Below are 15,546 nucleotides of genomic sequence, written 5' to 3' on the forward strand. Positions count from 1 at the left end.
CGGACGACGGGCGCGCGCGAACGCTCACGGCACCCGCGCCACCACCCAGGCATCGACCCGTTCCACACCGGCGCGGCGCAGCGCCGTTGCCGCGGCGTGCAGGGTCGCGCCGGTGGTCATCACGTCGTCGATCAGCGCCACATGTGCAGGCAATGCCGCCGTGGCCGGCACCGCGAACGCGCCGCGCAGGTTGCGCCGGCGTGCGCGGGCATCCAGTTCGGATTGCGCCGCGGTCGCCCGCACCCGCTGCAATTCCAGGCACAGCGGCAGTGCCAGCGCGTGCGCCAGTGGCCGCGCCAGTTCCAGCGCCTGGTCGTAGCCGCGCTGGCGCAGCCGGGCCGGATGCAGCGGCACCGGCAACAGCGCCTGCGGCCGCGGCAAGGCCGCGCAGCGAGTCTGCAGCAGCGCGGTGAGCAGGCGTCCGGCCGCCAGGTCCTGGTGGAACTTGAAGCGGCGCAACAGACCATCGACCGGCGCGGCGTATACGCAGGCGCTGGCGACCCGTTCCAGCAACGGCGGCCTGCGCTGGCACGCACCGCAGACCTGCTCGGCATCCAGCGCCGGCAGCGGCAGCGCACAGCGGCAACAGGCCGCCGCGTTCCAGGGCACGCCATCGCGACAGGCCGCGCACAGGTCCAGGCCCGGCACGCCGGGCTCGCCGCACACCAGGCAGCGTTCCGGCAGCAGGCGGCGCTGCAGCCAGCGCCAGCCGCCGTCAACCAAACCGCCACTCACGAAGTTGACAGGACTTTGCATGCTCACCAGACTGCCCGCTTTCCCAGCCGCTGACCGTCAGGAAACCCCCATGTCCGCTGTCGTCCGACACGACTGGCAACGCCAGGAATTGCTCGCCCTGTTCGATCTGCCGTTCCCGGAACTGCTGCACCGCGCCGCCGCCGTGCACCGCGAACACTTCGATCCGGCGCAGGTGCAGGTGTCCACGCTGCTGTCGGTGAAGACCGGCGGTTGCCCGGAAGACTGCGCTTACTGCCCGCAGGCGCAGCGCTACGCCACCGGCGTGGAGGCGCAGAAGCTGATGAGCACCGAGGCGGTGCTGGACAAGGCGCGCCAGGCCAAGGCCGCCGGCGCCTCGCGGTTCTGCATGGGCGCGGCCTGGCGCTCGCCCAAGGACCGCGACATCCCGAAGGTGGCGGAGATGATCCGCGAGGTGAAGGCGCTGGGCCTGGAGACCTGCGCCACCCTGGGCATGCTCGACGGCAACCAGGCACAGGCGCTGAAGGCGGCCGGGCTGGACTACTACAACCACAATCTGGACACCGCGCCGGATTTCTACGATTCGATCATCCACACCCGCCAGTACCAGGACCGCCTGGACACGCTCACCCACGTGCGCGACGCCGGCCTGAAGACCTGCTGCGGCGGCATCGTCGGCATGGGCGAGTCGCGCGACCAGCGCGCCGGCCTGCTGCAGGCGCTGGCCAACCTGCCGGTGCATCCGGATTCGGTGCCGATCAACCGCCTGGTGCAGGTCGCCGGCACCCCGCTGCACGGCACGGTCGAGCTGGATCCGTTCGAGTTCGTGCGCACGATCGCCGTTGCGCGCATCGCGATGCCGCGGGCGATGGTGCGGCTGTCGGCCGGGCGCGAGAGCATGAGCGACGAGCTGCAGGCGCTGTGCTTCTGCGCCGGCGCCAACTCGATCTTCTACGGCGAGAAACTGCTGACCACCGGCAACCCGGACACCGAGCGCGACCAGGCGCTGTTCGCGCGCCTGGGGCTGCGGCCGATGCAGGTGATGGTCGATGCCGATGCACACGACCATCCCGGCACCGTGCACGCCGACATCACCACCCCGCCGGCGATCGCCGCCGCCCTGGTCTGACGCCGCGCGTCCGTCCGCTGATCCGGCCGTCCATCGCCGGCGGCGTCCGGCGCGGCCGGGGACGCGCTACGCTAGCCCGCCAGATGCCCGTCCCGCGCCCATGGCCCGTCCCGCCCTGCACGACCGCATCCAGTCCGCGCGCGCCTTGCGCGAAGCGCAGGGGCGCCTGCGCGTACGCCGCAGCGTCGGCCGCCGCGACGGCGTGCGCCTGGAAGTCGACGGCCGCTGGCTGACCGGCTTCTGCAGCAACGACTACCTGGGCCTGGCGCAGCAGTTCGAAGTGGTCGCGGCCCTGCAGGACGCGGCCGCGCGCGAAGGCGCCGGCGCCACCGCCTCGCACTTGGTGTGCGGCCACCATGCGCTGCACGAGGCGCTGGAACGCGAGATCGCCGACTGGCTCGGCTACCCGCAGGCGCTGCTGTTCGGCAGCGGCTTCATCGCCAACCTGGCGGTGCAGCAGGCGCTGCTGAGCGAGGAAGAGGACGTGTGCGTGCAGGACCGGCTCAACCACGCCAGCCTGCTCGACGCCAGCCGCTTGGCTGGCTGCCGCCTGCGCCGCTATCCGCACCTGGATGCCGAAGGCGCGATGCGCCAGCTCAAGCACGCCGCCGACGGTGCGGCGATGCTGGCCACCGATGGCGTGTTCAGCATGGACGGCGACGTCGCCCCGCTGCGCTCGCTGGCGCTGGTGGCGCGCACGCAACAGGCGCTGCTGTACGTGGACGACGCGCACGGCGTCGGCGTGGTCGGCCCACAGGGGCGCGGCAGCGTCGCCGAGGCCGGCCTGGGTGTCGACGACGTTCCGCTGCAACTGGTGACACTGGGCAAGGCACTGGGCGGCTACGGCGCCGCGGTGGTCGGCGATGCCACGCTGATCCGGCACCTGGCCGAAACCGCGCGGCCGTATCTGTACACCACCGCGCTGCCGCCGGCGCAGGCCGCGGCGTCGCTGGCGGCGGTCAAGCTGGCGCGGCGCGACCAGTGGCGGCGCGAGCGGCTGGTCGAGCTGATCGCCCTGTTCCGCGGCGGCGCCCGCCGTCACGGCCTGGAGCTGATGGCCTCGGACACGCCGATCCAGCCGCTGCTGTGCGGCGAGGAGCGCACCGCGCTGGCGTGGTCGGCGGCGCTGGAACAGGCCGGCTACCTGGTCTCGGCGATCCGCCCACCGACCGTGCCGGAAGGCAAGTCGCGGCTGCGCGTGACCCTGTCGGCGCTGCACACCCCGGCGCAGGTGCAGGCGCTGCTGGACGCGCTGGCGCTGGCCCGCGATCGCGTGGCCGCGCATCCGCCCGGCGTGCCGGCGTGAGCGCAACCGACCTCGCCGCGCGACGCGCGGTGTGGGATGCGCTGGCCGAGCTGTACCTGGACGATGCGGTCGACGCGCGGCATGCGCAGATCGCCGCGGTACTCGCCGCCTCGCCGTTCGCCACCGACACGCTGTGGCAAATGCTGCGCGAGGACGTGCATCCGCGGCTGGCGCCGAACCTGCTGACGCCGGCCGGCGCCTGGCAGGGCATCGACGGCGACTGGCTGAGCGCGGCGATCGAGCAGCGTCGCGGTGCGCATCGCGTATCCGCCTGGTGCACCCGCGACTATCCGCGCCGACAGTGGCGCCTGCTGCTGCCGCAGGTGCTGGCGCAGCGCGCGGCGCACTGACGCGATGGCCGACGCGGCCTTTCCTGTTCCTTCGCGACGATAGACGACGATGCATATCGACACCCTGGGGCAGGGCCCCGATCTGGTCCTGCTGCACGGCTGGGCGTTGAACGGCGGCATCTTCGCGCCATTGGTCGAGCGCCTCTCGGCGCAGTACCGCCTGCATCTGGTGGACCTGCCCGGGCACGGCCACAGCCGCGGCGACGACACGCCGCTGGCGCTGCCGCACGTGGTCAGCGCGATCGCTGCGGCCACGCCGCCGGCGGTGTGGCTGGGCTGGTCGCTGGGCGGTCTGTTCGCGCTGCATGCCGCCGCCACGCAACCGCAGGTGCGCGGGCTGGCGATGCTCGCGGCGACGCCGCGCTTCGTGCGCGGCAGCGATTGGCCGCACGCGGTGGAGCCGCAGGTGTTCGCCCAGTTCGGCCGCGATCTGGCCGAGGACTACCGCGGCACCCTCGACCGCTTCCTGGCGCTGGACACGCTCGGTTCGGCGCACGCGCGCGCCGAACTGCGCACCCTGCGCGAAGCGCTCGACGCGCGTGGCGCGCCTGATCCACACGTGCTGCAGGACGGGCTGACCCTGCTGGAACGCACCGACCTGCGCCGCGCCCTGCCCGGCCTGCGCGTGCCCAGCCTGTGGATCGGCGGCCAGCGCGACCGCCTGGTTCCGCCCGCGGGCATGGAGGCCGCCGCCGCGCTGGCGCCGAACGCGCGCGCATTGATCGTCGCCGGCGGCGGCCACGCGCCGTTCCTGGGTCATGCCGACACCGTGGCCGAAGCACTGCGCGGATTCCTGGCAACGCTGGACTAGCGGCGTCGCGCCGCGCGTTCCACGATGCTGTCGTAGGAGCGGCTTCAGCCGCGACACGCCTGCTGCATCTGGTCGCGGCTAAAGCCGCTTGTGTCAAATAAGGGTTTATCGTTGTAGGTGAGAGCGGAGTGCGGCAGGCCGTTTAGCCGCAGTGCCAGCAAGCACGAGTAGGAGTCAGCGCCGCCGCACTCCGGTTCTCCTGCCTGACAAGCCCGAACAGTTGCCCGAGTGACGAGCTCGAACTCCACAAGCATGGGCATCGGCAGGAGCGCTCTCGTCCATGAGTCTACTGCGGAGAACGTCTATGCGACGCCATGTCGGGATCGATGTATCCAAGGCCGAACTGGTCATTCATGTCCTGCCGGACGAGCAGGCCTGGACCCAACCCAATACGCCACAGGGGCAGCGTGCGCTGGCCCAACGCCTGGCCGAGCTGGGCTGCGAGCGGATCGTGCTGGAAGCCAGTGGCGGCTACGAACATGCCGTGCTGCAGGTGCTCCGAGAGGCGGACCTGCCGGCAGTGCGGATGCCCGCCGATCGTCCGCGCAAGCTCGCCCAGGCCTTGGGCCTGCATGCCAAGACCGATGCCCTGGACGCGCGCCTGCTGGCCATCGCCGCCCAGCACATCCCGACCACCCCCACGCCCGTGGTGCCCGGGCACCAGCAGTCTCTTCGCGAACTGCTGGACCTGCGTGCCACCCTGGTGGGCCAGCGTGATGCCCATCGGCGGCGCCTGGAGCACATCACCAGCGCCAAGGTGCAACACCGCTGCCGAGAGGTGATCGCCCTGCTGAACCAGCAGATCCAGACGTTGACGCAGGAGATCGAGCAGCAGGGCAAGACCTGCTCGAGCCTACCCAAGGTGCCTGGGCTCGGGACGATCCTGCGCGCGGTTCTGGCCGCGCGGCTGCCAGAGCTGGGCACGCTGCCGCCACGCAAGCTCGCTGCCCTGGTCGGGCTGGCCCCGTTCAATCACGACAGCGGTTGCTGGAAAGGCCAGCGCCGCATCAAAGGCGGACGTGCCGACGTGCGGCGCGTGCTGTACATGGCCACCTGGGCCAGCATCCGCGCCAAATCCCCCTTGGCCAACACCTACGCACGTCTGCGCGCAGCGGGCAAGCCGGCCAAGGTCGCCATCGTCGCCTGCATGCACAAGTTCCTGCGCTGGCTCAACGCCATCGCGCGCGATCAGGCCCCGTACGCTCCTCCTGTCATCGCAGGTGCATGACAGTTGACTCCTACAGGCGCTTGCGGCGAGCCCGCCGGGTGCATTGTGGGAGGGACTTCAGTCCCGACGCATTGCGCCATCGGAAAGCGCACACCACCTCGCGCGTCGCGCGCTGCAGACAGTTGACTGCCACACTGCATCACGCAACCCGCACCAACGTCAGAAAGACGCAAGCGGCTCCGCCGTGGGACTGAACTGTCGTGCCGCCGCGACAAGCGACGCCGAAAGCCGACTGACAGCCTCCGGCGTCGGGACTGAAGTCCCTCCCACAAGGATGCCGGCCACCCCTGTGGGAGCGACTTCAGTCGCGACGCATGGCAGCAAAACGCTGCGCAGCGAAGCCGTTCCTGCACCTGCCTTGCGTGCTCCGTGTCCTCAACGTCGCGATGCGACGCTGGCCGCCACCGCGGCGATGTTCGATCATCGCGGTTCCATCGAACCGGAGTGCAAGCATGGACCTGGGAATCGCCGGCAAATGGGCGCTGGTGTGCGCCGCGAGCAAGGGGCTGGGACTGGGTTGCGCGCAGGCCTTGGCCCGCGAAGGCGTGCACGTGGCAATCGTGGCGCGCGGCCAGGCCGGGCTCGATGCGGCCGTGACGCAGCTGCGCGCGCTCGACGGCGGTGGCGAGGTGGTCGCCGTGGCCGCGGACATCGCCACCCAGGCCGGACGCGCCGCTGCACTGGCCGCCTGCCCGCAGGTCGACATCCTGATCAACAACGCCGGCGGGCCGCCGCCCGGCGATTTCCGCGAATGGGAGCGCGAGGACTGGCTGCGCGCGCTCGACGCCAACATGCTGGCGCCGATCGCATTGATCCGCGCCACGGTCGATGCGATGCAGGCGCGCGGCTTCGGCCGCATCGTCAACATCACCTCCGCCGCGGTGAAGGCGCCGATCGAGAGCCTCGGCCTGTCCAACGGTGCGCGGGCGGGCCTCACGGGTTTCGTCGCCGGGCTGGCGCGGCGCACGGTGGCGCACAACGTCACCATCAACAACCTGCTGCCGGGGCAGTTCGACACCGACCGCCTGCGCGGCAACATCGCCCACGCCGCGCAGCGCGAGGGCATCGACCCCGCCGACCTGGCCGAACGCAAGCGTCGGCAGATCCCGGCCGGGCGCTTCGGCACCGCGGAAGAGTTCGGCGCGGCCTGCGCCTTCCTGTGCAGCGCGCAGGCCGGCTACCTGAGCGGGCAGAATCTGTTGCTGGATGGCGGCAGCTATCCGGGGACATTCTGAAGAGCCGGGATTGGGGATTCGGGAGTGGGGATGCAAAGCCGCGGTCGCGCCGCTTGGGTCGGCGCGAGGCGCTGAACATGATGATCTGCGGACCACGCTGGCCGCGAAGGAAAGGCGGCGATCAGGAACCGGCTGGATTCGGCATCGGGAGTACGTAGCGGCGGTCGCGCCGCTGGATCGGCGCGAAGTGCGCAACGCGGTGATCCGCGCCACCGCTGGCCGCGGCGCGACGCCGGCGGCGATAATGCGCGGATGGATCCTTCCGCGTTCGACTCTCAGCACATCCGCCGCGCCTTCGCGCGTGCGGCCGCCAGTTACGACGCCGCCGCGGCGCTGCAACGCGAGGTGCAGGGGCGCTTGCTGGAATCGCTGGACTACCTCGGCGACCGCGTGCCGCAAGTGGTGCTGGACGTGGGCAGCGGTCCGGCGCATGCCGCCGCGGCGATGAAGAAGCGCTGGCCGCGCGCGCAGGTGATCGCGCTCGACCAGGCCCTGCCGATGCTGCAGCAGGCCAAGCGCCAGGCCGGCTGGTGGAAGCCGTTCGGCCGCGTCTGCGCCGACGCGCGCGCGCTGCCGCTGGCCGAGCACAGCGTGGATGTGATCTTCAGCAATCTCTGCCTGCAGTGGGTCGAGGACCTGCCGGCGGTGTTCGCCGGCTTCCGCCGTGTGCTGCGCCCCGGCGGCCTGTTGCTGTGCTCCAGCTTCGGCCCGGACACCCTGATCGAGCTGCGCGAGGCTTTTGCCCAGGCCGACCGGACCACGCCGCACGTAAGCCGCTTCGCGCCGATCGCGCAGTTCGGCGATGCGCTGATGCTGTCCGGCTTCCGCGATCCGGTGCTGGACCGCGACGTGTTCAACCTGACCTATCCGGACCTTGCCGCGCTGATGCGCGAACTGCGCGCGATCGGCGCCACCAACGCGCTGCAGGCGCGCCGCCACACCCTCACCGGCCGCGGCCGGTTCGCCGCCGCCACTGCCGCCTACGAGCCGCTGCGTGGCGCCGACGGCACCCTGCCCAGCACCTGGGAAGTGATCTACGCGCACGCCTGGGCGCCACCGCCGGGCGCACCGATCCGCGAGGGTGGCGGCGAGATCGCCGCGGTGCCGCTGTCAGCGATCCCGATCCGCCGCCGCGGCGACTGAGCCGGGCCGCACCCGGAACAGCACCCGGCCCTGGTAGGGCGCACCCAGCGCCTGCGCCTGCGCCCCCTGCGCGGCGATGCGCGCAGCGACCAGCGGCCAGGCCTCCTGCTTGCACACCCACACGCGCCCGGCGCGCGGTTGCCGCAGCACCGTGAGCAGATCGGCGTCGTATTCGGGACCGAAGCGCGGCGTGTCGGACAACGGGTCCAGGCGAATCTTGCGCACCTGCGCGCCCAGTTCCAGGCGCAGGCCATAGCGCGCCATGTCCTCGACGAACACCACCTCGCGCACCGGCGCGCCGACACGCTGCGCGATCGCCTGCGCCCAGGCGCCCGCATCCTTGTGCGTGGGCAGCAGCGCCACGGCCAGTTCGAGCGCCAGCAGCAAGCCGCACCAGCCCAGCAGCCACGGCCAGCGCCACGGCGCGCGCCCCTCCTGCGCGCGCTGCCACGCCGCCAGCAACGCCAGCGGCACGAACAGCGGCAGCACGTACAGCGGCAACCGCGAGCGCGACAGGCACAGCACCAGCAGCGGCAGCAGCAGCCACAGCGTCAGCAGCAGCGGCGCAGCCTGCTGCAGGCGCATCGCCGGCGTGAGCCACCACTGCCGCAACTGCCGCGGCAACTGCCAGGCCCAGCGCGCCAGCGCCGGCGTCCACGGCAGCGTGCCCAGGACCAGGATCGGCGCATACGCCACCGCCCAGCCGTACCACTGCGCGTTGCGCCCGAACGCGTCGCTGGCCACGCGCTTGACCACTTCGTCGCCGACGAAGTACTGCAGCAATCCCGGATGGCCGTGGATCACCGCCAGGTACCAGGGCAACGCCAGCACCGTGAACAGCGCGATGCCGGAGAGCTGCAGCGCGCGTCGCGGCGGCCCCGGCGTCACCGCGTTGAACAGCAGCAGCGCCGGCAGCGGCAGCAGGCCCGGCGGCCCCTTGGTCATGAACGCCAGGGCGAAACCGGCCCACATCGCCGCGATCCAGCGCTTACCCTGGCCGGGCGGATGCGCACGCGCTTCGACGAAGGCCCACACCGCCAGGGTCTCGCAGGCGGCGAGCAGGAAATCGGTGGAAATCCATTGCGCCGCGCCGAACGGCGCCAGCATGGTCGCGTACAGCAGCGCCGCCTGCGCCGGCAGCTCGGGCCGTTCGGGAAACAGCCGCGCGGCCAGGCGCCACACCAGCAACACGCACAGCAGGTAGGACAGCGCCGACGGCAACCGCGCCGCCCAGGGCGACGGCCCGAACACGGCGACGCTGGCGGCGATCGCCCAGTAGGTCAGCGGCGGCTTGGTCCAGTGCGCAACGTCCTCGCTGCGGCGCGGCGTGAGCCAGTCGCCGCTGTGCAGCATGTTCAGCGCGACATTGGAGTAACGGCCCTCGTCGGCATCCCAGATGCCGCGGGCGCCGAGCAGGGCCAGCGCGAGCGTGCAGGCCAGCAGCGCCACCGCGACGGCCGGGGAACGAAGCAGCGCGCGCATCGGCAATCCTCTCGGTCGACGCGGCGACCATAGTCACCGCGCCTGCGGCCGCAGATGACGGCCGGCGGACAGTTTTGCGACAGCGCGAACGCGCCGGCCTCAGGCCGGCGCGCGGCTCAGGCGGAGACCTGCGCGATCCAGTCTTCCAGGTTGTAGTAGTTGCTGACCCGGGCGATCCTGCCGTCGCGGATGTCGAAGAACGCCCCGCCCGGCAGCACGTAGCGCTGGCCGCGCGCCTCCGGCAGGCCGGTATCGGTATGGTGGTATTCGCCATGCACCACGTACTCGGCGGCGGCGCGGCGGCCGTCCTGCGCGGCCAGCACCACGATGTCGTGCAGCTGCTCGCGGTAGCTGGCGTTCATGCGCTGCAGGAAGGCGGCGAACGCGTCCTTGCCGGTCTCGCGCGCGCCCTGGTTGAGATCGTGGGCGACGTCGTCGCTGAGCATGCCCAGCATGCCGTCCCAGTCGCCGCGGTTGAACGCGGCGTAATAGGCCTGGACCAGGGCGATGGCCTGGTCCTGCGCAGGAACTTCGTGGTTGCTCATGGCTGCCGCCCTCCGGCCGTGGAAAGGCCCATCATACGGTCTCGCCGCCGTGCTCGACGCCCCGCTCCAGCAGGTCGCGATGGAAGAAGTACAGCTCCTGCAGCAGGAAGCGCCAGCGGGTCTGGAAGCTGCGGAAGCGGCTGCTCGGCGTCGACGAGGCCAGCGCGTCGATCTGCAGCTCTTCGCACAGCCGCAGCGCCCGCGCCATGTGCAGCGGATCGCTGACCACGATGACCCGGTGCAGGCCATGTTCGCGCATCAGCCGCCGCGCCTCGATCAGGTTCTGCCGGGTGGTGCGCGACACCGTCTCGATCAGGATCGCGTCGGCCGGCACGTCGTGGCGCAGCGCATAGCGCCGGGCGACCTGCGACTCGGCGAAGCGCGCGCCGTTGCCGAAGCCGCCGGTGAAGATCAGGGTCGGCGCGTAGCCGCGCTGGTACAGGTCCAGGCCGTGGCGGATGCGCTCCTCGAACACCGGCGAGGGCTTGGCGTCGTAGGCCGCCGCGCCGAGCACGATGATCGCGTCCGCCGGCGCCGCCTGGTCGCGGTCGCCGACCCAGACGATGTAGATCGCCACGCCCAGCAACCACAGCCCCAGCAGCGCCGCCAGGCGCACCAGCCAGCGCAGCCAGCGGAAGCCGCGCCGCGCGCTCATGCCGCGCCCCACGGCAGGGCGTCCAGGTCGACGTTGCCGCCGGACAGGATCACCCCCACCCGGCGACCGGCGAAACGCGCCGGCTGCGCCAGCACCGCCGCCAGGGCGATCGCCGAGGACGGCTCCACCACCTGCTTGAGCACCTGCCACAGCAGCCGCATCGCCGCCACGGTGGCCGCGTCCTCGATCACCAGCACCTCGGCCTGGCCGTGCAGCAGGGCGAAGTTCGGCTCGCCCAGGCTGCCGCGCAGGCCGTCGCAGACGGTGTCCGGGACCATGTCCACGCGGCGCTCGCCGGCGGCCAGCGAGCGCGCGGTGTCGGCGGCGCCGGCCGGCTCGGCCAGCAGCAGCTGCGCCTGCGGCGCCATCGCCGACAGCGCCAGGCGGCTGCCCGCGGCCAGGCCACCGCCGCCCACCGGCACCACCAGCAGGTCCAGCCCGCCGCTGGCGTCCAGCAATTCCAGCGCGGCGGTGCCCTGCCCGGCGATCACCGCCGGATCGGCATAGGGATGCACCAGGGTCGCGCCGGTGTCGTGCTGCACCTGCGCGCACAGCGCCTCGCGTGCGGCGATGCTCGGCGCGCAGCGCCACAGGGTGGCGCCATGGCGGGCGATGTTGGCGAGCTTGGCGGCGACCGCGCCTTCCGGCACCACCACATGGCAGCCGATGCCGCGGGTGCGCGCGGCCAGGGCCAGGGCCGCGCCGTGGTTGCCCGAGGAGTGGGTGACCACCCCACAGGCCGCCTGGGCCGGGTCCAGCGCCCACACCGCGTTGCAGGCGCCGCGGAACTTGAACGCGCCGCCGCGCTGCAGGTGTTCGGCCTTGAAGTACATCTGCGCGCCGGTGGCGGCATCCAGCGCCCGCGAACGCAGCACCGGGGTCGGCCGCGCGTGCGCGGCAATGCGTGCGGCGGCCGCCAGGACGTCGCCGAACTCGGGCAGAAAACGTGAGACCATGCGCGAAAGGGTAGCGTATCGTCGCCAAACTGCAGCGTCCGCGACCGGCGCAGGTTCGCCGCCGTTGCGCGCGACTTAAGCGTTCAAGTGCATCGCGGGAAGTTAAGGGGGGATTCAATGCAACGGACCGAACCTGTCAGCCAGCCTGCTGGAGGGCAAATGCCATGAAACTGCGCCTGATCTGCGCCGCTGGACTGCTGGCCGCACTGGGCGGCTGCGCCACCTACGACTACGCCGGAGGCGGCGAGGGTGGCTACTACCGTGGCGCGCCCTCGGTCGAATACCGCTATCCGCCCGGTTACTCCGAGTATTACTCGCCGTATGGCGCCGTGCCCTACTACGGTTACGGCCCGGCCTACTACGGCTACTACGGGTACGGCGTGCCGTACTATTACTATCGCGGCTACGACGGCCCGCGCCACCGCCCGCCGCCGCGTCCGCGGCCGGACGACGGCGGTTCGACACCGCCGCCGCCGCCACCCAGTGTCGGCGGCCGGGTGCCGTCGCCCTGGCGCAACCTGGATCGCCTGCGCCGTCCGGACGCACTCAATTCGACGCCGCGGCCGCAGTCGATGCAGCCGCCGCGCCCGGCGATGCAGCGTCCCGAGGGGGTTCAGCGGCCGCCCGCACCGCGCCCCGGCAATATGGGACGCAGCAATGGGACACGTCGCACACTCGAACCCTGAGAAAGGGCTTGCGTTCGCCTGTCCCAGCACGCAATCTACGTCCTACGGGGTGACCGCCTGCGTCGCTTTATGACCCGAAGGGGTTGGCCCCACCGTCTATGTCGATGTCCGACAGGGAAATCTGGATCCCCCCTGTTCCGGCCCTGTCGGGCGTCGGCGCCTCACAACGAAAAGCCCCGGTCCGCCGGGGCTTTTCGCGTTGGGGCCTTGCCGTTGCTGGCGCGGCGCCGGCAACCGGCGAAAAACGGGCATAAAAAAGGGCCGGTAGTCCCCCGACTACCGGCCCCCAGCTCCCCCAACGTGCGCGTGACTGGCCCCTGTTCCAATTCCAGTCGTACGCCCCTGACGCATTGCCACGTTGGGTGCAGTGGGAATATCTGCAGATTGCGTGCCAACTTGAGGCCCGGATCTGCAATTTGTGATGCAACCGCTAAAATTCCTGTTCACATCCTGGGCGACCCGCCGTGCCGCCCCCTGCCGCCGGCCCCGCGCCGGCCGACGAGACCCCGATGAGCGACTCTTTCTACCGCCATGACGTGATCGTGATCGGCGGCGGCCATGCCGGCACCGAGGCGGCACTGGCGTCCGCGCGCGCCGGCGCCCGCACCCTGCTGCTGACCCACAACGTGGAGACGGTGGGGGCGATGAGCTGCAACCCGGCCATCGGCGGCATCGGCAAGGGCCACCTGGTCAAGGAGATCGACGCGCTGGGCGGGGCGATGGCCCACGCCGCGGACCTGGCCGGCATCCAGTGGCGGACCCTCAACGCGTCCAAGGGCCCGGCAGTGCGCGCGACCCGCTGCCAGGCCGACCGCAGCCTGTACCGCAGCGCGATCCGGCGCCTGGTCGAGGCGCAGCCGAACCTGACCGTGTTCCAGGCCGCGGTGGACGACCTGGTGATGGACGGCGAGCGCGTGCGCGGCGTGCTGACCCAGACCGGCCTGCGCTTCGAGGCGGCGGCGGTGGTGCTGACCGCCGGCACCTTCCTGGCCGGCAAGATCCACATCGGCCAGACCCAGTACGCCGGCGGCCGCGCCGGCGATCCGCCGGCCACCGCGCTGGCGCAGGCGCTGCGCGACGGCCGCTTCGGCGTGGACCGGCTCAAGACCGGCACCCCGCCGCGCATCGACGGGCGCAGCCTGGACTACGCGGCGATGGAGGAACAGCCCGGCGACGATCCGCTGCCGGTGATGTCGTTCCTGGGCGAGGTGGCGCAGCATCCGCGCCAGGTGTCGTGCTGGATCACCCACACCACCGAGCGCACCCACGCCATCATCCGCGGCGCGCTGGACCGCTCGCCGCTGTACACCGGCCAGATCGAAGGCATCGGCCCGCGCTACTGCCCCTCGATCGAGGACAAGGTGGTGCGCTTCGCCGAGAAGGCCAGCCACCAGATCTTCGTCGAGCCGGAAGGCCTGGACGTGGTCGAGATCTACCCCAACGGCATCTCCACCTCGCTGCCGTTCGACGTGCAGCTGGAACTGGTGCGCTCGATCCGCGGCTTCGAGCGCGCCCACATCACCCGCCCCGGCTACGCCATCGAATACGACTTCTTCGACCCGCGCGGGCTCAAGGCCTCGCTGGAGACCAAGGCCATGCCAGGGCTGTTCTTCGCCGGGCAGATCAACGGCACCACCGGCTACGAGGAAGCCGCCGCGCAGGGCCTGATCGCCGGCCTCAACGCCGCGCGTCAGGTGCGCGGGCTGGAGCCGTGGTCGCCGCGCCGCGACCAGGCCTACATCGGCGTGCTGATCGACGACCTGATCACCCATGGCACCAGCGAGCCGTACCGCATGTTCACCAGCCGCGCCGAGTACCGGCTGCAGCTGCGCGAGGACAACGCCGACGCGCGCCTGACCGGCATCGGCCGCGAGCTGGGCATCGTCGACGAAACGCGTTGGGCGCGGTTCCAGGCCAAGCAGGACGCGGTGGCGCGCGAGAACGAGCGCCTGCGCGGTCTGTGGGCCACACCGGGCAACGCGCTGGGCCGCGAGGTCGCGGCGACGCTGGGCGTGGCGGTGAGCCGCGAGACCACCGTGCTGGACCTGATCAAGCGCCCGGAGCTGGATTACGCCGCGCTGATGCGGGTGCCGTCGCTGGGTCCGGGCGTGGCCGACGCGCAGGTGGCCGAACAGGTGGAGATCGGCATCAAGTACGCCGGCTACCTGGACCGCCAGCGCGAGGAGATCGCGCGCCAGCAGCGCCACGAGGACACCCCGATCCCGGCCGCCTTCGACTACGCGCAGGTGCGCGGGCTGTCGGCCGAAGTGCAGCAGAAGCTCGAGCGCGTACGCCCGCAGACCGTGGGCCAGGCGCAGCGCATCCCCGGCATGACCCCGGCGGCGATCTCGCTGCTGCTGGTGCACCTGGAACGGGCGCGGCGCAGTCGGGTGGCGTGATGGCGCCTTCGATCGACGTTGCAGCGCCCGCGCCCTCCGCCTCGCCCGACATGGCGATCCATCCGATCGCCGCCGACAAGCGCGCTGCCGTGCTCGCCGCGCTGCAGGACATCGAACAGCGCCACGACGTCCGCATCCTGCTGGCCTGCGAATCCGGCAGCCGCGGCTGGGGCTTTTCCTCGCCCGACAGCGACTACGACGCGCGCTTCGTCTATGTGCATCGGCCGGACTGGTACCTCACCGTCAACGAACGGACCGGGCCGGGCGAACCGCAGCGCGACGTGATCGAGTTGCCGATCGACAGCGACCTGGACGTCAGCGGCTGGGATCTGCGCAAGGCCTTGCGCCTGGTGTCCAAATCCAACCCGACTTTGCTGGAGTGGCTGCAATCGCCGGTGGTGTACCGGCAGGACGCCGCGGCCGTGGCGACGCTGCGGGAGATGGCCGAGCGCTTCTACTCGCCGCTGGCGACCTGGTGGCATTACTTCAGCATGGCCAAGGGCAATTACCGCGGCTATCTGCGCGGCGAGCGCATCCGCACCAAGAAGTACCTGTACGTGTTGCGGCCGGTGCTGGCCTGCCAATGGATCGAACGCGGGCACGGCATGCCGCCGATGGCGTTTGCGTCGCTGCTGGATGCGCTGGTGCCTTCCGGCGCCCCGCGCGAGGCCATCGACGCCCTGCTGGACAAGAAGCGGGCATCGGCCGAGGTCGAAGACGGCCCGCGGATTCCGGCGATCAGCGATTTCCTGGACGCGGAGTTGCAGCGGATGGAGGCCAGCGCACCGCCGCTGCCGGCAGGCAGCGGCGATCAGCGCGAGCTGGACGAGGCGTTCCGGCAACTGCTGGGCATCACTCCGCGCTGAGTGCGGCGCGGCAGACCGGCCGCGCGTCACCGTGCAAATCA

At 71.5% G+C, this 15,546-nt stretch carries 15 protein-coding genes; 10 read left to right on the top strand and 5 right to left on the bottom strand.

Annotation, left to right across the window (positions count from 1 at the left end; translation table 11 throughout):
* Positions 1 to 24: 24 nt before the first annotated feature.
* Complete coding sequence (locus AC1G9L_RS19700) at positions 25 to 756, bottom strand: ComF family protein (RefSeq protein WP_481069769.1); 732 nt, start codon at positions 754 to 756, stop codon at positions 25 to 27.
* Positions 757 to 805: 49 nt separating this feature from the next.
* Between AC1G9L_RS19700 and bioB the strand changes: the two genes are divergently transcribed.
* The 7 genes from bioB to bioC all read left to right on the top strand — a co-directional run bounded on the left by bioB (position 806) and on the right by bioC (position 7,916).
* Positions 806 to 1,843, top strand: a complete 1,038-nt coding sequence (gene bioB / locus AC1G9L_RS19705; RefSeq protein WP_010341865.1) for a biotin synthase BioB — start codon at positions 806 to 808, stop codon at positions 1,841 to 1,843.
* A 100-nt stretch (positions 1,844 to 1,943) separates the two neighbouring features.
* Positions 1,944 to 3,149, top strand: a complete 1,206-nt coding sequence (gene bioF, locus AC1G9L_RS19710) for an 8-amino-7-oxononanoate synthase (RefSeq protein WP_481069770.1) — start codon at positions 1,944 to 1,946, stop codon at positions 3,147 to 3,149.
* On the top strand, positions 3,146 to 3,499 hold the full coding sequence (locus AC1G9L_RS19715; RefSeq protein WP_019802201.1) for a DUF7079 family protein: 354 nt from the start codon (positions 3,146 to 3,148) through the stop codon (positions 3,497 to 3,499). The genes bioF and AC1G9L_RS19715 overlap by 4 nt, the downstream gene beginning before the upstream one ends.
* 49 nt (positions 3,500 to 3,548) lie before the next feature.
* On the top strand, positions 3,549 to 4,310 hold the full coding sequence (bioH, locus tag AC1G9L_RS19720; RefSeq protein ID WP_481069771.1) for a pimeloyl-ACP methyl ester esterase BioH: 762 nt from the start codon (positions 3,549 to 3,551) through the stop codon (positions 4,308 to 4,310).
* A gap of 304 nt (positions 4,311 to 4,614) precedes the next feature.
* Positions 4,615 to 5,538, top strand: coding sequence for an IS110 family RNA-guided transposase (locus tag AC1G9L_RS19725; protein ID WP_481069772.1), 924 nt, complete (start codon positions 4,615 to 4,617; stop codon positions 5,536 to 5,538).
* Between the two features lie 452 nt (positions 5,539 to 5,990).
* The gene (locus AC1G9L_RS19730; protein ID WP_481069773.1) at positions 5,991 to 6,773 is read left to right on the top strand and encodes an SDR family oxidoreductase; all 783 of its coding nucleotides are present in this window, start codon (positions 5,991 to 5,993) and stop codon (positions 6,771 to 6,773) included.
* Positions 6,774 to 7,025: 252 nt separating this feature from the next.
* Positions 7,026 to 7,916 carry a malonyl-ACP O-methyltransferase BioC gene (gene bioC, locus AC1G9L_RS19735; RefSeq protein WP_420008714.1) on the top strand — a complete coding sequence of 297 codons (891 nt, stop codon included), beginning with the start codon at positions 7,026 to 7,028 and terminating at the stop codon, positions 7,914 to 7,916.
* Here the strand turns inward: bioC and AC1G9L_RS19740 are convergent.
* The 4 genes from AC1G9L_RS19740 to AC1G9L_RS19755 form a co-directional block, all read right to left on the bottom strand.
* The gene (locus AC1G9L_RS19740) at positions 7,884 to 9,398 is read right to left on the bottom strand and encodes an ArnT family glycosyltransferase (RefSeq protein WP_481069774.1); all 1,515 of its coding nucleotides are present in this window, start codon (positions 9,396 to 9,398) and stop codon (positions 7,884 to 7,886) included. The genes bioC and AC1G9L_RS19740 overlap by 33 nt on opposite strands.
* A gap of 116 nt (positions 9,399 to 9,514) precedes the next feature.
* On the bottom strand, positions 9,515 to 9,943 hold the full coding sequence (locus AC1G9L_RS19745; protein WP_019800449.1) for a ketosteroid isomerase-related protein: 429 nt from the start codon (positions 9,941 to 9,943) through the stop codon (positions 9,515 to 9,517).
* Positions 9,944 to 9,974: 31 nt separating this feature from the next.
* Positions 9,975 to 10,610, bottom strand: a complete 636-nt coding sequence (locus tag AC1G9L_RS19750) for a YdcF family protein (protein WP_481069775.1) — start codon at positions 10,608 to 10,610, stop codon at positions 9,975 to 9,977.
* Positions 10,595 to 11,554 (bottom strand): pyridoxal-phosphate dependent enzyme, encoded by a 960-nt coding sequence (locus tag AC1G9L_RS19755; protein ID WP_481069776.1) that lies wholly within the window; start codon positions 11,552 to 11,554, stop codon positions 10,595 to 10,597. The genes AC1G9L_RS19750 and AC1G9L_RS19755 overlap by 16 nt, the downstream gene beginning before the upstream one ends.
* Before the next feature lie 164 nt (positions 11,555 to 11,718).
* Here AC1G9L_RS19755 and AC1G9L_RS19760 point away from each other — a divergent pair, with 164 nt between their 5' ends.
* From AC1G9L_RS19760 to AC1G9L_RS19770, 3 genes are all read left to right on the top strand, one after another.
* Positions 11,719 to 12,240 (top strand): hypothetical protein, encoded by a 522-nt coding sequence (locus AC1G9L_RS19760; RefSeq protein WP_481069777.1) that lies wholly within the window; start codon positions 11,719 to 11,721, stop codon positions 12,238 to 12,240.
* Between the two features lie 509 nt (positions 12,241 to 12,749).
* Positions 12,750 to 14,639, top strand: coding sequence for a tRNA uridine-5-carboxymethylaminomethyl(34) synthesis enzyme MnmG (gene mnmG, locus AC1G9L_RS19765; protein WP_481069778.1), 1,890 nt, complete (start codon positions 12,750 to 12,752; stop codon positions 14,637 to 14,639).
* On the top strand, positions 14,639 to 15,505 hold the full coding sequence (locus AC1G9L_RS19770) for a nucleotidyltransferase domain-containing protein (RefSeq protein WP_481069779.1): 867 nt from the start codon (positions 14,639 to 14,641) through the stop codon (positions 15,503 to 15,505). The genes mnmG and AC1G9L_RS19770 overlap by 1 nt, the downstream gene beginning before the upstream one ends.
* The last annotated feature ends 41 nt before the right edge of the window (positions 15,506 to 15,546 follow it).

The sequence above is a fragment of the Xanthomonas sp. NCPPB 1132 genome (assembly GCF_056629235.1).

What these genes read in the sequence shown, in the direction of transcription:
- AC1G9L_RS19700 (WP_481069769.1), bottom strand. Translation starts at nt 756, where the DNA reads ATGCAAAGTCCTGTCAACTTCGTGAGTGGCGGTTTGGTTGACGGCGGC.
- bioB (WP_010341865.1), top strand. Translation starts at nt 806, where the DNA reads ATGTCCGCTGTCGTCCGACACGACTGGCAACGCCAGGAATTGCTCGCC.
- bioF (WP_481069770.1), top strand. Translation starts at nt 1,944, where the DNA reads ATGGCCCGTCCCGCCCTGCACGACCGCATCCAGTCCGCGCGCGCCTTG.
- bioH (WP_481069771.1), top strand. Translation starts at nt 3,549, where the DNA reads ATGCATATCGACACCCTGGGGCAGGGCCCCGATCTGGTCCTGCTGCAC.
- AC1G9L_RS19725 (WP_481069772.1), top strand. Translation starts at nt 4,615, where the DNA reads ATGCGACGCCATGTCGGGATCGATGTATCCAAGGCCGAACTGGTCATT.
- AC1G9L_RS19730 (WP_481069773.1), top strand. Translation starts at nt 5,991, where the DNA reads ATGGACCTGGGAATCGCCGGCAAATGGGCGCTGGTGTGCGCCGCGAGC.
- bioC (WP_420008714.1), top strand. Translation starts at nt 7,026, where the DNA reads ATGGATCCTTCCGCGTTCGACTCTCAGCACATCCGCCGCGCCTTCGCG.
- AC1G9L_RS19740 (WP_481069774.1), bottom strand. Translation starts at nt 9,398, where the DNA reads ATGCGCGCGCTGCTTCGTTCCCCGGCCGTCGCGGTGGCGCTGCTGGCC.
- AC1G9L_RS19745 (WP_019800449.1), bottom strand. Translation starts at nt 9,943, where the DNA reads ATGAGCAACCACGAAGTTCCTGCGCAGGACCAGGCCATCGCCCTGGTC.
- AC1G9L_RS19755 (WP_481069776.1), bottom strand. Translation starts at nt 11,554, where the DNA reads ATGGTCTCACGTTTTCTGCCCGAGTTCGGCGACGTCCTGGCGGCCGCC.
- AC1G9L_RS19760 (WP_481069777.1), top strand. Translation starts at nt 11,719, where the DNA reads ATGAAACTGCGCCTGATCTGCGCCGCTGGACTGCTGGCCGCACTGGGC.
- mnmG (WP_481069778.1), top strand. Translation starts at nt 12,750, where the DNA reads ATGAGCGACTCTTTCTACCGCCATGACGTGATCGTGATCGGCGGCGGC.
- AC1G9L_RS19770 (WP_481069779.1), top strand. Translation starts at nt 14,639, where the DNA reads ATGGCGCCTTCGATCGACGTTGCAGCGCCCGCGCCCTCCGCCTCGCCC.